The sequence below is a fragment of the Nocardia sp. CA-290969 genome (assembly GCF_050936135.1).
Classification (GTDB): Bacteria; Actinomycetota; Actinomycetes; order Mycobacteriales; family Mycobacteriaceae; genus Nocardia.
On sequence record NZ_JBNJNJ010000001.1, the window covers coordinates 1,184,195 to 1,204,352 of the forward strand.

23 protein-coding genes are annotated in these 20,158 nt (G+C 68.0%); 15 read left to right on the forward strand and 8 right to left on the reverse strand.

The window, feature by feature from the left end:
- Positions 1–37: 37 nt before the first annotated feature.
- On the reverse strand, positions 38–598 hold the full coding sequence (locus ACQEVO_RS05615) for a hypothetical protein (RefSeq protein WP_432909499.1): 561 nt from the start codon (positions 596–598) through the stop codon (positions 38–40).
- A gap of 69 nt (positions 599–667) precedes the next feature.
- Positions 668–1,063: a DUF4189 domain-containing protein gene (locus tag ACQEVO_RS05620; protein ID WP_432909501.1), complete on the reverse strand. Its 396-nt coding sequence runs from the start codon at positions 1,061–1,063 to the stop codon at positions 668–670.
- Between the two features lie 123 nt (positions 1,064–1,186).
- Between ACQEVO_RS05620 and ACQEVO_RS05625 the strand changes: the two genes are divergently transcribed.
- From ACQEVO_RS05625 to ACQEVO_RS05635, 3 genes are all read left to right on the forward strand, one after another.
- Positions 1,187–1,810, forward strand: coding sequence for a TIGR03085 family metal-binding protein (locus tag ACQEVO_RS05625; protein WP_432909503.1), 624 nt, complete (start codon positions 1,187–1,189; stop codon positions 1,808–1,810).
- A gap of 156 nt (positions 1,811–1,966) precedes the next feature.
- Positions 1,967–4,582, forward strand: coding sequence for a DNA translocase FtsK (locus tag ACQEVO_RS05630; RefSeq protein ID WP_432909504.1), 2,616 nt, complete (start codon positions 1,967–1,969; stop codon positions 4,580–4,582).
- Positions 4,583–4,700: 118 nt separating this feature from the next.
- The gene (locus ACQEVO_RS05635) at positions 4,701–5,705 is read left to right on the forward strand and encodes a TerC family protein (protein WP_432909506.1); all 1,005 of its coding nucleotides are present in this window, start codon (positions 4,701–4,703) and stop codon (positions 5,703–5,705) included.
- Between the two features lie 126 nt (positions 5,706–5,831).
- On the opposite strand, the gene ACQEVO_RS05640 is transcribed toward ACQEVO_RS05635, so the two are convergent.
- Complete coding sequence (locus ACQEVO_RS05640) at positions 5,832–6,116, reverse strand: YciI family protein (protein ID WP_432909508.1); 285 nt, start codon at positions 6,114–6,116, stop codon at positions 5,832–5,834.
- A 143-nt stretch (positions 6,117–6,259) separates the two neighbouring features.
- Positions 6,260–6,811, reverse strand: a complete 552-nt coding sequence (locus ACQEVO_RS05645) for an amino-acid N-acetyltransferase (RefSeq protein WP_432909509.1) — start codon at positions 6,809–6,811, stop codon at positions 6,260–6,262.
- A 206-nt stretch (positions 6,812–7,017) separates the two neighbouring features.
- Between ACQEVO_RS05645 and pgsA the strand changes: the two genes are divergently transcribed.
- The 12 genes from pgsA (at position 7,018) to ACQEVO_RS05705 (ending at position 16,438) form a co-directional block, all read left to right on the forward strand.
- Positions 7,018–7,674, forward strand: a complete 657-nt coding sequence (gene pgsA / locus ACQEVO_RS05650) for a CDP-diacylglycerol--glycerol-3-phosphate 3-phosphatidyltransferase (protein ID WP_432909510.1) — start codon at positions 7,018–7,020, stop codon at positions 7,672–7,674.
- A complete protein-coding gene (locus ACQEVO_RS05655; RefSeq protein ID WP_432909512.1) occupies positions 7,671–8,180 on the forward strand; it encodes a CinA family protein in 510 nt (169 codons plus the stop codon). The genes pgsA and ACQEVO_RS05655 overlap by 4 nt, the downstream gene beginning before the upstream one ends.
- Positions 8,181–8,304: 124 nt before the next feature.
- Complete coding sequence (locus ACQEVO_RS05660; RefSeq protein WP_432909514.1) at positions 8,305–8,745, forward strand: helix-turn-helix domain-containing protein; 441 nt, start codon at positions 8,305–8,307, stop codon at positions 8,743–8,745.
- A gap of 223 nt (positions 8,746–8,968) precedes the next feature.
- On the forward strand, positions 8,969–9,802 hold the full coding sequence (gene pspA / locus ACQEVO_RS05665; protein WP_432909516.1) for a phage shock protein PspA: 834 nt from the start codon (positions 8,969–8,971) through the stop codon (positions 9,800–9,802).
- A 28-nt stretch (positions 9,803–9,830) separates the two neighbouring features.
- Positions 9,831–10,769, forward strand: a complete 939-nt coding sequence (gene pspM, locus ACQEVO_RS05670) for a phage shock envelope stress response protein PspM (RefSeq protein ID WP_432909518.1) — start codon at positions 9,831–9,833, stop codon at positions 10,767–10,769.
- A 49-nt stretch (positions 10,770–10,818) separates the two neighbouring features.
- Positions 10,819–11,052: a hypothetical protein gene (locus tag ACQEVO_RS05675; RefSeq protein WP_432923382.1), complete on the forward strand. Its 234-nt coding sequence runs from the start codon at positions 10,819–10,821 to the stop codon at positions 11,050–11,052.
- 76 nt (positions 11,053–11,128) lie between these two features.
- Positions 11,129–11,839, forward strand: coding sequence for a PIG-L deacetylase family protein (locus ACQEVO_RS05680; protein ID WP_432922370.1), 711 nt, complete (start codon positions 11,129–11,131; stop codon positions 11,837–11,839).
- Between the two features lie 310 nt (positions 11,840–12,149).
- A complete protein-coding gene (locus ACQEVO_RS05685; protein ID WP_432909520.1) occupies positions 12,150–13,313 on the forward strand; it encodes a glycosyltransferase in 1,164 nt (387 codons plus the stop codon).
- 42 nt (positions 13,314–13,355) lie between these two features.
- On the forward strand, positions 13,356–13,550 hold the full coding sequence (locus ACQEVO_RS05690) for a DUF3046 domain-containing protein (RefSeq protein ID WP_432909522.1): 195 nt from the start codon (positions 13,356–13,358) through the stop codon (positions 13,548–13,550).
- A gap of 289 nt (positions 13,551–13,839) precedes the next feature.
- Positions 13,840–14,877 (forward strand): recombinase RecA, encoded by a 1,038-nt coding sequence (gene recA / locus ACQEVO_RS05695; protein WP_432909523.1) that lies wholly within the window; start codon positions 13,840–13,842, stop codon positions 14,875–14,877.
- Between the two features lie 82 nt (positions 14,878–14,959).
- Entirely contained in the window at positions 14,960–15,613 is a 654-nt protein-coding gene (gene recX, locus ACQEVO_RS05700) for a recombination regulator RecX (protein ID WP_432922373.1), read from the forward strand.
- Positions 15,614–15,856: 243 nt separating this feature from the next.
- Positions 15,857–16,438: a class I SAM-dependent methyltransferase gene (locus ACQEVO_RS05705; protein WP_432909525.1), complete on the forward strand. Its 582-nt coding sequence runs from the start codon at positions 15,857–15,859 to the stop codon at positions 16,436–16,438.
- Between the two features lie 58 nt (positions 16,439–16,496).
- Here the strand turns inward: ACQEVO_RS05705 and ACQEVO_RS05710 are convergent, their stop codons facing one another.
- The 4 genes from ACQEVO_RS05710 to ACQEVO_RS05725 form a co-directional block, all read right to left on the reverse strand.
- Entirely contained in the window at positions 16,497–17,390 is an 894-nt protein-coding gene (locus ACQEVO_RS05710; RefSeq protein ID WP_432909528.1) for an amino acid ABC transporter permease, read from the reverse strand.
- A complete protein-coding gene (locus ACQEVO_RS05715) occupies positions 17,387–18,016 on the reverse strand; it encodes an amino acid ABC transporter permease (protein ID WP_432922376.1) in 630 nt (209 codons plus the stop codon). Before ACQEVO_RS05715 ends, ACQEVO_RS05710 begins: the two co-directional genes overlap by 4 nt.
- Before the next feature lie 134 nt (positions 18,017–18,150).
- The gene (locus tag ACQEVO_RS05720; RefSeq protein ID WP_432909531.1) at positions 18,151–18,990 is read right to left on the reverse strand and encodes a glutamate ABC transporter substrate-binding protein; all 840 of its coding nucleotides are present in this window, start codon (positions 18,988–18,990) and stop codon (positions 18,151–18,153) included.
- A 73-nt stretch (positions 18,991–19,063) separates the two neighbouring features.
- Positions 19,064–19,792: an amino acid ABC transporter ATP-binding protein gene (locus tag ACQEVO_RS05725; RefSeq protein WP_432922379.1), complete on the reverse strand. Its 729-nt coding sequence runs from the start codon at positions 19,790–19,792 to the stop codon at positions 19,064–19,066.
- Positions 19,793–20,158 lie beyond the last annotated feature (366 nt).

Below are 20,158 nucleotides of genomic sequence, written 5' to 3' on the forward strand. Positions count from 1 at the left end.
GCGGCGGTTTTCACCGGTGTCCGGTCCGGTCTGGTGATCAGGCTTCCGGCTGGCAGGCTGCCGAATCGAGGTCCGCGGACTTCACGATATTGCACGCGAAATCGTGCGCGATCTTCCACTGGTCGCCCTCGGCCACGAAATCGACCGAGGCGTTCTCCACCGGGCTGCCGGCGATGGTGACCTCGGCGTCGGCCTTCACCTTGCCCTCGGCGGGCTCGCCGACATTGGTGATCTTTACCGTTACTTCGTTCTTCTTGGCCGCCTCGACCAGCTTGTCGACCAGCTGCGGATCCTGTTCGGCATCCTCGATGAAGCCGAGCTTCTCTTCTTCACTCACCGCACCGTCGAGCGCCCGGGTGAGCTTGTCGTTGAGTTCCTCGACCGTCGGCTTGGGCAGGTTCGGTGCCGGTGTGGTGGTCGGCGCCTTCCCTTCCTCGCGCTCGCCCTGGGTCTTACCCGTTTCGAACTCGGCGGCGGCTTCGGTGGTGGTGGCCGCCGCGTCGGTCGAGGACTCCTCGGTGGACGAGCACGCGGTGAAGGTGAGGGCGGCGGCGGCCATCGTTATGGCGGCCACGACCCGGAATGGACGAATTTTCACAGTTCTGTTTCCCCTACGAGAGTATGTCGGCGAATTCGGCGCCGGCCGGAAAAAGTGGTCGGTACGAACTCACAGGTCGTAGCCGGAAGTGCAGTTCCAGTGCTCGATGTAGGCGTTACCCGGGTTGTTGGCCAGCGCCTCGGATCGCGCCGCGGACCGGGTGGAACCGGAACCGTAGCTCAGCCAGTTGTCCGACACCGCCAGCGCACCGCAGCCGTTGCGCCAGGAGATCTTGGCGACACAATCGGCGGCACCGCACCGATCCTCGGCGGCCTGCTCGGCTTCGGAGTAGCTGTCGTAGTCGTAGGACCACCCGTAGTTACCGGTGGACAGCGAGACTGCGATGGCGCCGTAGTAGCTGTTGTACTGCGCGTGCGCCGGTGCCACCGAAGCGGCGAACATCGAACCGATGGTCGCCACCAGAACGGCGGCGACGGTGAGAAACTTCTTCAAAGGTGTTCCCATTCTGTGTGTATCGGTCCACGACCCTATGGACCGAATGACAAAGTACAGAGCATCTCTGCTGCGTAGCAACCGGTTCGGATCGCATCCCCTCCCCGATGGCTGGGTCTCGGCTAAATTCATCGTGTGAACTTGGCTCAGCGTGAACGCCGTGCATTGGTCGAAACGATGAACGAGACCGGGCCGGACGCGCCTACCCTATGCGGTGAGTGGACCGTGCGCGACCTCGCTGCCCATCTGGTGGTCCGGGAACGCCGGCCCGACGCCGCGCCCGGGATCATGCTGCGCCCCTTCGCCGGTTATCTGCAGCGCCGGCAGGACAAGGCGGCACAGAAGCCGTTCGGGGAACTACTGGAGCTGGTGCGGACCGGCCCGCCGTGGTGGTCGCCGCTGCGGCCGGTGGACGCGTTCGCCAATCTCGGTGAAATGTTCGTCCACCACGAGGATGTCCGGCGCGCGCGGCCCGGCTGGGAACCGCGTGAACTGCCCGTCGAGGACCAGCAGCGACTGTGGTCGGTGCTGCGGCGGATGGGCAAGATGGCCTACCGGAAATCGCCGGTACCGGTGGAACTGTCGACCCCGGCGGGTGAACGGGTGCGGGTGGTGGACGGGACGGGTCCGGTGGTCACTCTGACCGGTACACCCGCCGAACTGCTGCTGCACGCGTTCGGCCGGGATCAGGTCCGGATCGATACGTCCGGGGAGCCCGAGGCGGTGCGGCAGGTGCTCGAACTCGATCGCTCGATCTGACATACGCACACCCCGCCGCCCGGGTCCGTCCGGGCGGTGGAATCGCCTTCGGGACGGGCCCGCGAGCGGCGGGGACGCGATATTCGCCGCGCGCCCGGACCTCGGTGCCAGTGTTGCGGATGGTCCCGATGGGGTTGTTGCGGCTAGCCTGAGCCCATGGCAGGTAAGTCCCGCGGCACAACCACACCGGGTGCGCGGGCGGGATCGGCTCGGGGGCGGACCACCGCGGCCCGTTCTCGTTCGGGCACGCGTCGATCGAACGGCGCGGCACGGGCTCAGGGCCCGGCACCCAAGACCACGCAGCAGGGCGCCGCGCGCAAGGCGCCCGCCCCGCGCGCCCGGCGCACCACGCGCCGCCCCGCGCCGCCCCGGCGTTCGGACACCGCGCCGCTGGCCGTATTCGGCCGGCTGGTCGGCGGCGGCTGGACGATGGCGGCCCGCGGTGTCGGCGCCGCCACCCGCGCGATCAGCCGGGCGGGGGAGATCGAACACGGACATCGCCGGGACGGGGCCGCCCTCGGCCTGATCGCGCTCAGCGCGGTGATCGCCGCCGCGGTCTGGCTCTCCGCCGGCGGCCCCATCGGGCATTGGGTGGAAGGCATCATCCGCGCCGTTACCGGTACCGCGTCGGCGGTGCTGCCGTTCGTGGCCTCCGGTATCGCCGTCGTACTCATGCGCACCGAACCGCGACCGGATATCCGGCCGCGGCTGGTGCTGGGCGGGTTGCTGATCGGCCTGCCGTTCCTCGGGCTGTGGCATATCGCCGACGGCGGCCCGGCCGACGCGGCGGGCCGAGCCGAAGCCGCGGGTTTCGTCGGCTTCGTCATCGGCGGGCCGGTCACCGACGGGCTCACGGCCTGGCTCTCGGTACCGATTCTGCTGCTGGCCATGGTGTTCGGGGTGCTGCTGGTCACCGGCACGACGGTGCGGGAGGCGCCGCAGCGGTTACGCGAGTTCTTCGGTGCGCCCGGCCCGGAGGCCGATTACCGCGATGGCTTCGACCCGGTCGACGACTACGAACCCATCGTTTCGCCGAGCCGGTCGCGGCGCCGTGGACGCACACCGTCGGAGAGCTACCCGGCCGAGGAATTCACCGGCCCGCTGCCGGACCCGGGCGGTGCCGGCGAGCCGCCGTTGCGCGATGCGAAACCCATCGCCGCCGGGGACGAGAAACCGGCCGCGCGGGCGAAACGTAAACCGGCCGCCGCGGCACCGGTCGACCAGACGCCGCCGCCACCGCCGGAACCGGAATTCGTCTCCGAGCGGGTGGCCGAAGGCGATTATCTGCTGCCGCCGATGAATCTGCTGGTCGACGGTGATCCGCCGCGCCGGCGCAGCGCTGCCAACGAGTCGATGATCGAGGCGATCACCGAGGTGCTGGTGCAGTTCAAGATCGACGCGGCCGTCACCGGATTCGTTCGCGGGCCCACGGTCACCCGGTACGAGGTGGAACTCGGGCCGGGCGTGAAGGTCGAGAAAATCACCGCGCTGACCCGCAATATCGCCTACGCCGTGGCCACCGAGAACGTGCGCCTGCTCGCGCCGATCCCCGGGAAGTCCGCGGTCGGTATCGAAGTGCCCAATGCCGACCGGGAACTGGTGCGGCTGGCCGATGTGCTGAAGGCGCCGTCCACCCGCAACGATCACCATCCGCTGGTGATCGGCCTGGGCAAGAACATCGAGGGCGAATTCCTCGCCGCGAATCTCGCGAAGATGCCGCATCTGCTGGTGGCCGGTTCCACCGGTTCCGGTAAATCGAGTTTCGTCAACTCGATGCTGGTCTCGTTGCTGCAGCGGGCCACCCCGGACGAGGTCCGGATGATCCTGATCGACCCCAAGATGGTGGAACTGACCCCGTACGAGGGCATCCCGCATCTGATCACCCCCATCATCACCCAGCCGAAGAAGGCCGCCGCGGCACTGGCCTGGCTGGTGGAGGAGATGGAGCAGCGGTATCAGGACATGCAGGCCAGCAAGGTCCGCCATATCGACGATTTCAACCGGAAGGTGAAATCCGGCGCCATCACCACTCCGCTGGGCAGCGAACGCGTCTACCGGCCGTATCCGTACATTCTGGCGATCGTCGACGAGCTCGCCGATCTCATGATGACCGCCCCGCGGGATGTCGAGGACGCCATCGTGCGGATCACGCAGAAGGCCCGCGCCGCCGGTATCCACCTGGTCCTGGCGACCCAGCGGCCGTCGGTCGACGTGGTGACCGGCCTCATCAAGACGAATGTGCCTTCCCGGCTGGCCTTCGCCACCTCCTCGCTCACCGATTCGCGGGTCATCCTGGATCAGCCCGGCGCCGAGAAGCTCATCGGTATGGGCGACGGCCTGTTCCTGCCGATGGGCGCGGGGAAACCGACCCGGCTACAGGGCGCCTTCATCAGTGACGAGGAAATCCACGCGGTCGTCGAGTTCACCAAGAATCAGGCCGAACCCGAATACACCGAGGGTGTCACCGCGGCCAAGGCGGGGGAGAAGAAGGATGTCGACCCGGATATCGGCGAGGATCTCGATGTCTTTCTGCAGGCCGTGGAGCTGGTGGTCACCTCGCAGTTCGGGTCCACCTCGATGTTGCAGCGCAAACTGCGGGTCGGGTTCGCCAAGGCCGGGCGGTTGATGGATCTGATGGAGACCCGGGGCGTGGTGGGGCCGAGTGAGGGGTCCAAGGCACGGGATGTGCTCGTGAAGCCGGATGAGCTGGACGGGCTGCTCTTCTCGATCCGCGGCGGCGGGGACGACACCGCGGAATCCGGGGACGAGTGACCGGCTCCCGCCGGCGCATGGTGTGAGAAGATCACCGGCAACCACCCCGCAACACGACCGAATCGGGCATATCGGGCATGATTGGGTTCATGACTCGCACCGCTGAACGGATCACCGTATGCAGGTAACCGCTCTCGTCTGGGGGATCACCATCGCGGTGATCCTCGGCCTGTTCGTTTTCGACTTCTTCGCCCATGTCCGCACCCCGCACGAACCGACCTTCCGGGAATCCGGTTTCTGGTCGGCGGTGTACATCGGCCTTGCACTCGCCTTCGGCGGGGTCATCGCCTGGAAATGGGGCGGCACCTACGCCGGCGAGTACTACGCCGGTTTCGTCACCGAGAAAGCCCTTTCGGTCGACAACCTGTTCGTCTTCCTGATCATCATGTCCACCTTCGCGGTGCCGCGGATCTATCAGCAGAAAGTCCTGCTGATCGGCATCGTGGTCGCATTGGTGATGCGCGGTATCTTCATCGCCGTCGGCGCCGCGGCGATCAGTGCGTTCAGCTGGGTCTTCTATCTCTTCGGGTTTTTCCTGGTCTACACCGCGATCAAACTGCTCAAGGAGAGCGGGCACGAGGTCGAGGAGGAACAGAAACGCGACAGTCGCATCGTCGCGCTGACCAAACGGCTGGTGCCGACCACCGAAACCTACGACGGCGACAAACTGATCACCCGGATCGACGGCAAGCGGGTGGTCACCCCGATGCTGCTGGCGCTGCTGGCCATCGGCTTCGCCGATCTGCTGTTCGCGCTCGACTCCATCCCGGCCATCTACGGCCTCACCGAACAGCCCTATATCGTCTTCACCGCCAATGCCTTCGCGCTGATGGGGCTGCGTCAGCTGTACTTCCTCATCGGCGGCCTGCTCGACCGGCTGGTGTACCTGTCCTACGGGCTGTCGGCCATCCTGGCCTTCATCGGCGTGAAACTCGTCCTGCACGCGCTGCACGAGAACAACCTGCCGTTCATCAACGGCGGCGAGCATGTGAGCGTGCCGGAGATCTCCACGGCGCTGTCGCTGTCGGTGATCCTCGGAATCCTGGTCGTGGCGACGGTGGCCAGCCTGCTGCGCACCCGGGGTCGCGCCCGGCCGGAATCGGCTCCGGAACCGAAGGAGTAGCCCCGAGGCGCGCCGGCCGGTCGCGCATTCCCGGTGCTGCCCACAGCTGCGTGGGCAGCCGGCCGGGTGTCCAGCCGGGCAACGGGATCCCGGCCCCGGATCGGCCGGCCGGCGCGGCGCGGTTGTTCACTCGGCGAAAACGCCGAGTACGGGTTGCCATTCGACGGCCCGCACCTGATCGATCAGTTTTTCCTGGGCGAACGGGTCCTGGGCCAGCAATTCGGCGAGGGTTCCGGCATCCGCCGCCCGGAACAGCAGTAGTGCGCCGGAACCGTCCGGGTACGGCCCACTGCTGAGCAGCGTCTGCGCCGCGACCTGGTCGGCGAGCCAGGCTCGGTGGCGGGGGCGATGGGTGTCACGATCGGCGATCGTGGCATCGGAATAGGTGTAGTGGACGGCGAATATCGGCACGGCACGACTCTAATGCGCGCGCCTCCCGTCGCGTGTCGCGCGCCGGCATCCGCTGTTCCCGCCACCGGCCCGCCCACCGGCGGACGCCTCGCATACAGCCCGCCACCCTCGAAGGGCCCGGTGGTGGTTCCCCGCGGTACCGCTCAGAGGGTGCGCAGCATCCGGGTATTGCCGAGCGTGTTCGGTTTCACATAGCTCAGATCCAGGAATTCCGCCACACCGGTGTCGTAGGAGCGGCACATTTCCGCGTAGACCTCCGCGGTCACCGGAGTGCCGTCGATCTCGGCGAAACCGTGCCGGGCGAAGAACTCGACCTCGAACGTCAGCACGAACAACCGGCTCAGCTCCAGCTCCCGGGCCACCTCGATGAGCTGTTCGACGATGAGTTTGCCCACACCGTGCCCCTTGACCTCCGGCAGCACCGCCACCGTGCGCACCTCGCCGAGATCGGCCCACAGCACATGCAGCGCACCGCAGCCCACCACGCGGTCACCGAGTTCGGCGACCCAGAACTCCTGCACGGATTCGTACAGGTTGACGAGGTTCTTCTCCAGCAGGATGCGGCCCGCGTACACATCGACGAGCCCCTTGATCGCCGGGACATCGGAGGTGCGGGCGCGGCGCACCCGCACGGAGGCGGTTTGCGTACCGGGCGCGTCGCCGGTCGCGCTGCCCAGGGGTCCCCGTGAGGTCATGGGGTGCACAGTAGTCGGCGGGGGTACCGATAGTCTGATTGTGTGCCGCAGACCCCGCCCGCCCGCTCGACTCCGCGCGCCTGTCCCGGCGTCGCGGCGCGGGGCCGTCGCCCGGGGTCCGCGCAGTGCCTGCCGAGCGCTTCCGCACAGTGTCTGTGGAGCGCGTGCGCGCAGTGCCCGACGAGCGCGTGCGCGCAGAGGCGGCTATGAGCGTGCACCCCGAGGAGATGGAGCTGGGACCACGGCCCGGGGCTGCACCGGTGCGCGGCGGGCCGGCTCCGGCGCCCGCCGAATCGGCGGTCCCGCTGCTGAATATCGCCAATATCCTCACGATGGCCCGGATCGCACTGGTGCCGTTGTTCGTGCTGGCGCTGTTCGCCGGCGGTGGCCACGAGACCGGCTGGCGGGTCACCGCGACCGTGCTGTTCGCGCTCGCCGCCATCACCGACCGGTTCGACGGGCAGCTGGCCCGCAAATACGGTCTCGTCACCGATTTCGGGAAACTGGCCGACCCCATCGCCGACAAGGCGCTGATCGGGTCCGCCCTGATCGGGCTGTCGATCCTGGGCGATCTGCCGTGGTGGATGACCGCCGTCATCTGTGCCCGCGAAATCGGGATCACGCTGCTTCGGCTGGCGGTGGTGCGGCGTGGGGTGATCCCGGCCGGTCGCGGCGGGAAACTCAAAACCCTGGTCCAGTCGCTGGCCATCGGCGTGCTGCTGCTGCCGCTGTCGGGCGGCTTCGCGACCGCGGGAATGGTGCTGATGTGGATCGCGTTGCTGCTGACAGTGGTGACCGGATTGGACTACGTCGGCCAGGCCGCGCGGCTCTGGCTGGCCGGACCCCACCGCAGCCGCCGATGACCACGGCCGACCCGTTGACCGGCGAAACCGCCGCCGCGGAGCTGATCGCGGCGCTGCGGGACAGTGGCCGTACCGTCGCCACGGCCGAATCGCTGACCGCGGGATTGGTCGCCGCGACCCTCGCCGGGGTGCCCGGCGCCAGCGCCGTATTGCGCGGCGGGCTGGTGGTGTACGCGACCGATCTCAAACACCGGCTCGCCGGCGTGGACGAACACGTGCTGGCCGCCGAAGGTCCGGTGGCCGCGAGCACCGCCGAACAGCTGGCGGTCGGCGCCCGCACCAGGTGCGGCGCCGACTGGGGAATCGCGCTCACGGGGGTCGCCGGACCGGACCCGCAGAACGGGATAGAGGTCGGCACCGTCTATCTCGGTCTCGCCGGGGCCGGGCATACCGAGGTGATGCGGTTGAAACTCACCGGCGACCGGTGGAATATCAGGTTCACAGCGACGCGCGCCGCGATACAGGAGCTGCTGCGGTGCGTGCGGGGCGCCACACCTACCCGGTGAGCGATTCCGCATCCGGCCCGGGAACCCACCGGACCGGTTCCGACGTTGTGCCAGGAGAGAACCGCGTGCGTGCCGTGGGCTGCGGCATATGAGGCGACGAGCCTACCGGGAGAAGGAGAACTCGATGACGCTGCTGCGAGAAGCGATCGGGGACAGTCTGCGGCGTGCCCGCCTCGCCCAGAGCCGGACCCTACGCGAAGTATCCACCTCGGCGCGGGTGAGCCTGGGCTATCTGTCCGAGGTGGAACGGGGTCGTAAGGAAGCGTCCAGTGAACTGCTGGCCGCCATCTGCGACGCCCTCGACGTCCCGCTCGCCCGGGTCCTGTGGGATGTGAGTACCACCATCGCCGGCGGCGAACTGCCGGTGGGCGCGGCACCCGCCGGGGCCCCGGCCGAAGCGGCCGCTGTCGAGCCCGCTACCGAACCCGTCGCCACCGAATCCGCCCCGGCCGGTGCCGGCGCCTCGATGTCGGCCGGATCCGCCCGGCCGCAGGTCGACGGCGACACCCGGATCGTCATCCCGGCACCTACGAACGGCCCGCTGGTTCTGGTCGAAGCGGCCTGATCCGGTGATAGCCGCGGTATACCCGATCGTGACAATGCGCGTAGCGCACCGGAACGGATAGATTCGTAGGAGGCGTCCGCGGGCCGCCCGCGGGCAGACGCGGCGCTTTCCGGTGGCCGGTACCGGGCGCCGCATGGTGGAGGATAGGTACTGCAGGAGTGCGTGACGGTCGCGCACTGGCGAGTCGCCCAGGCGGCACAGTAGATGGAGGCGGGATCAACCGATGGCTAATCCGTTCACGAAGGCCTGGAAGTATCTGATGGCCCTCTTCGACTCCAAGATCGAGGAGCACGCGGATCCGAAGGTCCAGATTCAGCAGGCTATCGAAGAAGCGCAACGCCAGCACCAGGCCCTGTCCCAACAGGCCGCGTCGGTGATCGGGAACCAGCGGCAGCTGGAGATGAAACTCAACCGGCAGCTCGACGAGGTCGAAAAGCTCAACGCCAATGCCCGCCAGGCGGTCTCCCTCGCCGATCAGGCCACCGCCGCCGGCGATACCGAGAAGGCCATCCAGTACACCAACGCCGCGGAGGCGTTCGCCGCGCAGCTGGTCACCGCGGAACAGTCGGTCGAAGACCTCAAGGTGCTGCACGATCAGTCGCTGCAGGCCGCCGCGCAGGCCAAGAAGGCGGTCGAGCAGAACGCGATGCTGCTGCAGCAGAAGGTGGCCGAACGCACCAAACTGCTCAGCCAGCTCGAACAGGCCAAGATGCAGGAGCAGGTCAGCGCCTCCCTGCAGCAGATGGACAGCACGCTGTCCGCCCCGGGCAGCGTTCCCAGCCTCGACGCCGTCCGGGACAAGATCGAACGCCGCTACGCCAACGCCCTCGGCTCCGCCGAGCTCGCCCAGAACACCGTGCAGGGCCGGATGCTGGAGGTCCAGCAGGCCAGTATCCAGATGGCCGGCCACAGCCGGCTCGAGCAGATCCGGGCCTCCATGCGCGGTGACGCCCTGCCCGCCGGTAACACCAATGCCGCGATCGACCCCGGCAAATCCGCCACCGAACCGGCCCAGCCCCAACCGCAGATGAACAAAGGCCAGACCGCTCAGCAGTAGCGGATCATGAGTTCGGCGAGGACAGCGTATGAAGTCTGATCGACCCCGGTTCCCCGCCGGGCCCCGGGACGTCGACCGCACCTGGCAGGAACTCCAGCCCCAGGTCGTCTCCGTCGCCGATTCGCTCCGGTCGGCCGGCGAGAACGCGCTCGTCGCAGTCCGGCGCTGGGCTGATCCCCGGGAACGGGAACTGCGCCGCCGGCGACGGGCGCGGCGCCGCAGTATCGGTTTGGGTACCGCTTCCGGTTTGACCACCGCCGGAGCGGTCGGCCTGGTCATTCTGTCCGCACCGGCCTGGGTGGTGCTCGTACTCGGCGGCGGGGCCGTCGCGCTGGTCACCGGCGCGGCACTGAGTACCCGTCGCTACCTGCAGTTGCGGCGTGCTCCCTTGCCGCTCGCCGGCTACGTCCCGCGTAAACTCCCGCCCGCCCGCTCCGCGGCCCGCCCCGCGATGTCCCGGCTGGCCCGCGCCGAACGCCTGCTGCACGATGTGGCCGGCCAGATCGCGCGCACCCGCCGCCTGCCCGCCGACGAACTCGACGATCTGGTGGCCACCGCGGCCTCCGGCGCCGCCGCGCTCACTGCGCTCGCCGCCGATATCGCCACCATGGAGGGTGCCGTGCGTACTCTCGGCGGTGGCGAACTCGGTGACCCCGCCGATGTACACCGCCTGACCGAAACGGTGCAGTCGATCGTGGCTCGGCTCGATACCGGTGTCGCCGAATACGAACAGGTGGTGGCCGCGGCCACCCGTGTGCTGGCCGTGGACGAAACCGGCGCGCTGCGCTACGAATTCGACGGGATCGTCGCCGATCTGCGCCGGGCCGCCGATCGGATGGACGGCTGGGCCCAGGCGCTCACCGAACTCGCCGACCGCGCCCCGGAGAGCCTGCTACCGCCGGCGCCCGCCGGAATGCCCCGGACCGAGCCCGTCGCGTCGCCGGCAGCGCGGCGTACACGTCCGTAACCCCGCTCAGGGTCATCCCTGATCTTCCCCCTATATTGCCTCTCACCTGGTGATTTCCGCTCTCCGCACTGCCATGCTCGACAGTAGGAGCAACCGCTGGGAGGCAGAAATGTTGTGGAAGATCATCGGCGTGGTCGCCGTCGTCTGGATCGCCCTGGCGGTGATCGGCGCGCTCGTCAAGGGACTGTTCCCGATCCTGGTGATCAGCGCCGTGGTTTTCGGGCTGTACCTGCTCTACAAGGCGATCTCGGGTTCGGACGACAACTCCACCACCAAAGTGTGACCGGCCTTCCCGTGGCAGAGTGTGCCGGCCTGCCGCGGATGCGGTGCGGATGAACGAGGATGGTCGTATGACGACCATTCCCCCGCTTCCCGAGGACTGGCAGCGCGCACTGGTGATCGTCGCGCACCCCGACGATATCGAGTACGGGGTCGCGGCGGCCGTGGCCCGGTGGACCGGCCAGGGTAAAGACGTCCGATATGTTCTGGCGACTTCGGGCGAGGCCGGTATCGCCGGTGTACCACCGGCGGAGTCGGGACCGCTACGCGAAGCCGAGGAACACGCCTCGGCGGCGGTGGTCGGCGTGCGGGAGGTCGAATTTCTCGGCTATCCCGACGGCCGGCTCGAACCGAGCCTGGAGTTACGCCGTGATCTGGCGGCCGCGATCCGGCGGCATCGGCCGGAGCTGGTGGTTCTCGGTCATTTCGGCCCGACCTGGGCGCCCGGGCACGTCAACAGCGCCGATCACCGGGCGGTGGGACGTGCGGGCCTGGACGCGGTATCCGACGCGGGCAACGAATGGATCTTCCCCGAAATCGCCGATCTCGCACCGTGGACCGCCCGCTGGGCGGCCGTCGCGGTCCCCAGCGGGGTCACCCACGCCGTGGACGTCACCGCCACCGTCGGCGCGGCCGAGGCGTCGCTGGCCGAACACCGGCGCTACCTCGAAGTCCTCGATCCGGACCGGCCGGTGGCCGAACAGGCCAGAGCCGTGGTGACGATGACGACCGCCCCGCTTCCCGGGTTCCCGGCCGCTCACGCGGTCGGTTTCGAACTGTTCACCTTCTGATTTTTTGGCGCCTGAATCTTTGGCGCCTGAATCTTTGGCGCCGACTTCGTCGGCGCGGGTTTTAGCCCCCCTTGGTCCCTGCGTTCCGCCCTCGAGACTCGCGGCTGCGCCGCCTCGCTTCGAGGACGGAACGCAGGGACGGGCCAAAACCTCCAAGGGCCTCGCTGAACTCGGCGCCGCCGCTGGGCGCGTGCGGGACGGCCGTGGACAAATTCTCTGGGTGCCTCGATGGATACGGTTGTTGTTCGTGGGTACCGGAGACCTCGAACCCGAGCATGTCTCGGATGGGGAACCATGGCAGGCTGGGCGGATGCGAGTAGCCGTTGTCGCCGGTCCCGATCCGGGTCATGCGTTTCCCGCTATCGCGATCTGCCGGCGTTTCCTGGAAGCGGGTGACGAGCCGGTGTTGTTCACCGGTCCGCGGTGGTTCGACGCCGCCCGGGAGGCCGGGATCGGAGTGCGCCGGCTGAAGGGCCTGGCGCCGCGCCCGGACGACGACGATGCCGACGCGGGTGCGCGGATTCATCAACGGGCGGCCTATATCTCGACCGAGATCCTGCCCGAGCTCAGCGCCATGCTGCCCGAACTGGTGGTCTCCGATGTGCTCACCGCGGGCGGCGGGATGGCGGCCGAACGGCTGCGGGTGCCATGGGTCGAGCTGTCCCCGCATCCGCTCTACCTCCCGTCGAAAGGGCTGCCGCCCATCGGTAGTGGTCTCGCGCCGGGGACGGGCCTGCGGGGTCGCGCGCGGGACACGGTACTGCGGATGTTCACCGCTCGCGCACTGCGCACCGGAACCCGGCAGCGCGAACTGGCACGCACCGGAGTGGGATTACCGGCCGCCGATCCCGGGCCGGCCGCCCGGCTGATCGCCACCCTGCCCGCCCTCGAGGTGCCGCGACCGGACTGGCCCGGGAACGCGCATCTCGTCGGACCGCTGTTCTGGGAGCCCACCGACCGGATTCTCGAACCGCCGCCCGGGGACGAACCGCTGGTGATGGTCGCACCGTCCACCGCGCACACCGGTGTGGCCGGGATGATCGATACTGTTCTGACGGCGCTCGACGGCGCCGGGGTGCGGGTGGTGATCTCCATGCTGGACGAGCCGCCCGCCGATCTCCCGTCCTGGGCGCGGGCCGGGCTGGGACGCCAGGACGATCTGCTGTCCCGGGCGTCGGTGGTGATCGGCGGCGGCGGTCACGGACTGCTGGCCAAGGCCTTGTCCGCAGGTGTTCCCGTGGTCACGGTGCCGGGTGGCGGAGATCAGTGGGAGCTGGCCAACCGTGCGCTGCGGCAGGGGAGTTCCCTGCTGGTACGCCCCTTGTCCGCGGAGGCGATCCGCGCCGCGGTACGCCGGATCCTGGACGAACCGGGGTTCGCCGCGGCGGCCCACGCCGCGGCGGCGGACGCCGGTGCCGTCGCGGATCCGGTGGATATCTGTCATCGGGTCGCGGGCGGTGTCCGGGCGGGCTGAGCCGCGGATGCCGGTGCGCCGGGGAAGGGTATCTTCGGGCACGTGCGGTTGACGGAATTCCAGGAGCTCTTGCACACCGAGTTCGGCGAGATGCGGGGCGACACTCTGCTGAACGATCACGTCATCCCCGGGTTGGGTAGCCGGACCGGTGCCGCGGCCATCGAAGCCGGGGTGGATCCGCGGGAGGTCTGGCGCGCGTTGTGCGCCGAGTTCGACGTGCCACGTTCCCGGTGGTAGATCTCTGCCCGGCAGCGGGCCGATCACACTCTCCGGGCGTGGTGGCGCGCCGTTCGCGCGCGGTCACCGCCGGGTAGCCATGGCATGCGGGCGGCGGATCCACGGCCCGCACCGCGATACCGCTGCCCAGCGGCGACCGGGGTGAGCACGGTACCGGCGACGCGCGGATCCGGAGCTTGACTCGAACATCTGTTCGTCTAGGCTGAGCCCCGGAACTTGTCGGTGCCGCGCTCTACTGTGGGCGCCAACCACACCACCTACCTACCACCCGGTGAAAAGGGGAGTCACGATGGCGCCACAGCCCTATGACCGCGACAAGGCGCTGGAACTCGCGCTCGCGCAGGTCGAGAAGAGTTTCGGCAAGGGGGCGGTGATGCGCCTCGGGGAGGAGGCCCGCCAGCCCGTCTCGGTCATCCCGACAGGTTCCATCGCGCTGGACGTCGCACTGGGTATCGGTGGCCTGCCGCGCGGCCGCATCGTGGAGATCTACGGCCCGGAATCCTCGGGTAAGACAACCGTCGCCCTGCACGCGGTCGCCAACGCGCAGGCCCTTGGCGGGGTCGCCGCGTTCATCGACGCCGAGCACGCCCTCGACCCCGATTACGCCGCCAAACTCGGCGTCGATACCGACGCCCTGCTGGTCTCCCAGCCCGATACCGGCGAACAGGCCCTGGAAATCGCCGATATGCTGGTCCGCTCCGGCGCCATCGACATCATCGTCATCGACTCGGTCGCCGCCCTGGTCCCTCGCGCCGAAATCGAAGGCGAAATGGGTGACAGCCACGTCGGCCTGCAGGCCCGCCTGATGAGCCAGGCCCTGCGCAAGATGACCAGCGCGCTGAACAATTCCGGTACTACCGCGATCTTCATCAACCAGCTGCGCGAGAAGATCGGCGTCATGTTCGGTTCTCCCGAAACCACCACCGGTGGTAAAGCCTTGAAGTTCTACGCGTCGGTGCGCCTGGATGTGCGGCGGATCGAAACGCTGAAGGACGGCAGCGACGCGGTGGGTAACCGGACGCGGGTCAAGGTCGTGAAGAACAAGGTGAGCCCACCGTTCAAACAGGCCGAGTTCGACATTCTGTACGGTCACGGGATTTCCAAGGAGGGGTCGCTGATCGATATGGGGGTGGAGCACGGGTTCATCCGGAAATCCGGTTCCTGGTACACCTACGAGGGTGATCAGCTCGGACAGGGTAAGGAGAATGCCCGGAAGTTCCTGCTGGAGAACACCGATATCCGCGACGAGGTCGAGAAGAAGATCAAGGAGAAGCTCGGGATCGGTGCGGATGTGACCGCCACGGAGGAGACCCCCGCCGATTTCTGATCCGATGAATCAGCGTGCCGCGTCCGGCGGTCCGGGCCTGTCCGATCCGGTGGCGGATGTTCGTCGCCGGTTGGACGAGCTCCTGGCCGCCGACGGGCGGTCCACCGGTTCCGGCCGGGGAGACCGGCCGGACGAGCCCGATCCGCAGCGGACTCGCCCGGCCGGTTCCGGCGGAGCCGGGCACGAATCGGATGCCGGTGATCCGGGCGGCAACCCGCCGGGCGGATCGGTGGAACAGGCGAAAGAAGCGTGTCTGCGGCTGCTCGCGGTGCGTGCCCGCAGTCGTGCCGAACTCGCGCAACGCTTGGCCGCCAAGGGCTTCGCGGCCGAGGTGGCCGAGCGGACACTGGACCGATTGGCCGAAGTGGGGCTGGTCGACGATGCCGAATTCGCGCGGCAGTGGGTGCGGCAGCGGCACAGTTTCGCCGGAAAGGGCCGGCAAGCGCTCGCCCAGGAATTGCGCCGCAAGGGGGTAGCGGCCGAGGATTCCGCCGCCGCGCTCGCGGAGGTCACCGCCGACGACGAGCACGATCGGGCCACCGAATTGGTGCGCCGCAAACTGCGCACGCTACCCGCGGGTCTCGACCGGGAGAAGGCCATGCGGCGGCTGGTAGGGATGCTGGCGCGCCGCGGCTATGGCCACTCGGTGGCGTACACGGTGGTCAGGGCCGAATGGGAAGCGAGCAATGGGGAGTCCGATATCGGGGATACGGATACCGATGAGCCGATCGGGTGATCCGGCGAGTCCACGGCTTTCGGTCGGTCGTCGGGTGATCGGCGACAGCTGTGGGCTGGAACGAATCCCGGCCGGATCCAGGAACTATCGGTGTGGCCTCGGAATGCCGGTGGGTCGGCTCCCGTATCGGCGATGATCGGTTGGGGCCGGGAGAATTCGGTGATGCTGTCTCTACTCGAGCGGTTCAACCGACGGCACCCGTGGAGCCACAATGATCATTACGGCCGGTGGATCGTGCGTCAGGTGGTCATATCGGGAGCCCGGAATGCACTCGATATCGGGTGCGGTACGGGCAATCTCCTCGCGCTGCTGCGCGGTCGGGTCGCCGAGGTCACCGGACTCGAACCCGATCCCGTGACCGCCCGCGTGGCGGCCCAGCGGTTCGCCGGCGATTCCGCTGTGCGGGTCCTCAACGTCGATTTCGCCGCCCGCGAGCCACACCGGCGTTGGGACGCCGTCACCTTGGTTGCCGTCCTGCATCACCTGCCTTTGGTCCCGGCTCTGCGCGAGCTGCGCGACTGTCTGGCTCCGGGCGGCCGACTCGTGATCGTCGGCTGCTACCGCGAAGCCGGCCCGGCCGACTTGTTAGCTGCCGTACCTGCGGTTATCGCCAACCCGATCGTCGGCATGATCAAACACCCCGCGCGTGCCGCCGGACTACCTGCGCATATGCGGGCACCCACGGCCGACCCGCAAGAGACCCTGGCCGAGATCAGGGCTGCCGCCCGGCAAACGCTTCCCACAGCCCGCATCAGGCGACGCCTGTTCTGGCGATACACCCTCGTCTACGACGCACCGCCCGCGGATACAGGCCGTTCCACGTAGCGAGCGGAGGGCGGGCCCAGCGTGTGTGCACTGTCGGGCCCGCCCACCATCCATTCGGCTACTTGGTGATGTCGACCCCGGGGGCGGCATCGGTGATGACGGAATCGGCGGCGACCACCGCGCCGCCGCGTTTGCGGCGACCCGAGCGCAGCCGCTTCTCCAGCTGGGTGGCGAGGGTGGAGAGCAGCACGTTCAGCACGATCATGATGATCGCGACGACGATGAGCGCGGGGATCGTGTTCTGTTCCGCAGCGCCGAGCTGCTGGGCGCTACGGACGACTTCCTCGTAGGTGATCACGTAGCCGAGGGCGGAATCCTTCAGCGCGACCACCATCTGGGAGATCAGCGCGGGCAGCATCGCCGTGATCGCCTGGGGGAGCAGGATCAGCCGCATCAGCTGGCCTTTGCGCAGTCCCAGTGCGACGCCCGCCTCGGTCTGCCCCTTGGGCAGCGACAGGATCCCGGCGCGCACGATCTCGGCGATCACCGAACCGTTGTAGATGGTCAGCGCGGTCACCACGGCGCCCAGCGCCAGGTACTCGGAATCGAAGACGTCGTATTCGGAGTACAGGGCGAACAGGAAGATCATCAGGATCAGCACCGGGACGGCGCGGGCGATTTCGACGATCGTGCCCGCGGTCCAGCGCAGCCACCGGTGATCGGAGAGCCGGGCGATACCGAAGATCATGCCGAGGACGAGCGCAAACACGATCGACAGCACCGCGGCGACCACGGTGCCTTCCAGGCCCGGCAGGATGTATGTGGTCCATACCGCGCCGTCGAGGAACGGCTCCCATTTATCGGCCGTGAACTGGCCCTGATTCGCGAAACCGCGGTAGACGAACCAGCCCGCGACGAGGACCGCCGCCAGCACCACCAGCGAATAGAGGATATTGCGGACGCGGGCGATGGGGCCCGGTGCGTCGTAGAGAACGGATGCCTTGCCACTCACCGGGCCACCTCGAATCGTTTGGCCAGATGCCCGAACAGCAGGCCGGCCGGCAGCGTCAGGATCACGAAACCGAGGGTGAAGATGAGGCCGATGGTCAGCAGCGCCGCCTCCGTTTCGATCATGTTCTTCATCAGGAAGGATGCCTCGGCCACGCTGATCGCCGAGGCGACGGTCGTGTTCTTGGTGAGCGCGATGAACACGCTGCCCAGTGGTGCGATCACCGACCGGAAGGCTTGCGGCAGCACGATGATCCGCAGGTTCTGCAGGAAGCTCAGGCCCAGCGAGCGCCCGGCTTCGGACTGGCCCAGCGGCACCGTGTTGATTCCGGAGCGCAGCGATTCGCAGACGAAGGCCGCCGTGTACACGCTCAGGCCGATCACGGCCCACCGGAAGTTGTTGTCGGCCAGTGAGGTGGGGCCTTCGGAGGCCAGGTTCATCCCGAGCGTGGAGTACAGGCCCAGCGAGCAGAACACCAGGATGAGGGTCAGCGGGGTGTTGCGGAATACGGTCACGTACGCGGTACCGACCCAGCGGGCCACCGGAACCGGCGAGACCCGCATACCGGCGACGAGGGTGCCCAGCACCAGCGAACCGACCGCGGACAGCACGGTCAGTTTTATGGTCATCCAGAATGCGTCGAGCAGCTGGGAGTCGTATTCCGAGATCAAATCGAACACGGTGGTTGCGCGCCTCCGATCGGCAGGTCGGGCCGGGACCGGAGGGCCGGGCCGTCGCCGGCCCGGCCCTCCGGTTCAGTGGTTCAGTACCGGTCCACCTGGGGTGCCGCCGGGGTTTCGTAGCTCGCGGCCTTGCCGACCGTCTCCTGGAACGCGGTGGCCCAGGCGCCCGAGCTGATCATTTCCTCGATCGCGTCGTTGATCTTGTCGCGGGTTTCCTGGTCGCCCTTCTTCACGCCGATGCCGTAGTTCTCGGTGGTGAACTTCTCACCCACGACCTTGTACTTGCCGGGCGACTGCGAGGCGTAGCCGGCCAGGATGATGTCGTCGGTGGTCACCGCCGCGACCGCCCCGCTGTTCAGGCCCTCCAGGCACAGCGAGTACGTGTCGTAGGTCTGCAGCTGGGTGTCCGGGTACTTCTTCTGGATGTTCTGGGCCGGAGTGGAACCGGTCACCGAGCAGACGGTCTTCCCGGCGAGGCTCTCCGGGCCGGTGACCTCGTTGTTGTCCTGACGCACCAGCAGGCTCTGCCCGGCCACGTAGTAGGGACCGGCGAAGTCGACCTTCTCCTTGCGGGCGTCGGTGATCGAGTAGGTGGCGACCACGAAATCGACCTGGCCGTTCTCGATCAGCGTCTCGCGCTGGGCGGACGGCGCTTCCTTGAACGTGATGGCGTCCGGCTGCACACCGAGTTTGGAGGCCACGTACTTGGCGACCTCGACGTCGAAGCCGCTGTAGGTGCCGTCGGTGTTGCGCAGGCCCAGGCCCGGCTGGTCGTATTTGATGCCGATGGTGAGCTTGCCCTCCTGGGCGTTCTGCAGGGCGGTCTGATCGCTGCCGCCACCGCAGGCGGCGGTGGTGGCAGCGGTGACGGCCACGGCGACCGCCCCGACCGCGAGGCGGAATGCTCGGTTGATCCTCATCGGGTTTCCTTCCCTCATCTTCTCGATGCTGCTGGGCGGCGCGGTGTGCTCGCGCGCTGCCGTCGCCGGACTGTCAGTGGCTCAGGATCTTGCCCAGGAAATCCTTGGCGCGATCCGATTTCGGCGCACTGAAGAACGTCTCCGGGTCGGTGTCCTCCACGACCTGGCCGTCGGCCATGAACAGCACCCGGTCGCCGGCCCGGCGGGCGAACCCCATCTCGTGGGTGACGACCAGCATGGTCATTCCCTCTTTGGCGAGCGAGACCATCACATCGAGTACCTCGTTGACCATTTCCGGGTCGAGCGCCGAGGTGGGTTCGTCGAACAGCATCACCTTCGGGCTCATCGCCAGGGCCCGGGCGATGGCCACGCGCTGCTGCTGGCCACCGGACAGTTGCGCCGGGTACTTATCGGCCTGGTCGGCGATGCCGACGCGTTTCAGCAGTTCCATGGCCCGGGTGCGGGCCTCTTCTTTCTTGGCCTTGCGCACCTTGACCGGCGCGAGCATGACGTTCTCGACGATCGTCTTGTGTGCGAAAAGGTTGAACGACTGGAAAACCATACCGACATCGGCGCGCAGGGCGGCGAGGTTGCGGCCTTCGGCGGGCAGCGGCACACCGTCGACCCGGATCTCGCCGGAGTCGATCGGTTCGAGCCGGTTGATCGTGCGGCACAGTGTCGATTTACCGGAACCCGAGGGGCCGAGCACGATCACGACCTGCCCGCGGGGCACCTCGAGGTTGATATCGCGCAGCACATGCAGGGCGCCGAAATGCTTGTCGACAGCGCGGAGGGAGATCATCGGCGGCGCGGCGGTATCGCCCGCCGCACCCGGCGTGTCGGCGTCGGTGGCGTCGGTCATGAAGATGACCTTAAGCCGAATTCCCGGATTTGCGCGCCTTTCGGCGACACACCCGGACGCCACACCGAGCCGACATTCGCCCTTAACTCCACGGTAAACCGCTGTAACCCATTCCCTCGCCGACGATTTCCCCGATCCGACCACGCCACCGGCCGCCACCCGATCGGCGCGCATGATAAGCACCCGCAGTCCGGTGGGCGGGAGCGGGTGAGTGTCGGCATCCGGGCATCGCCCCCCGCGGCCCGGGCGACACACCACCTCGCCGACATCTGTGGTCAGGTCCCCCCCGATCCGAAAGAAAGCGGA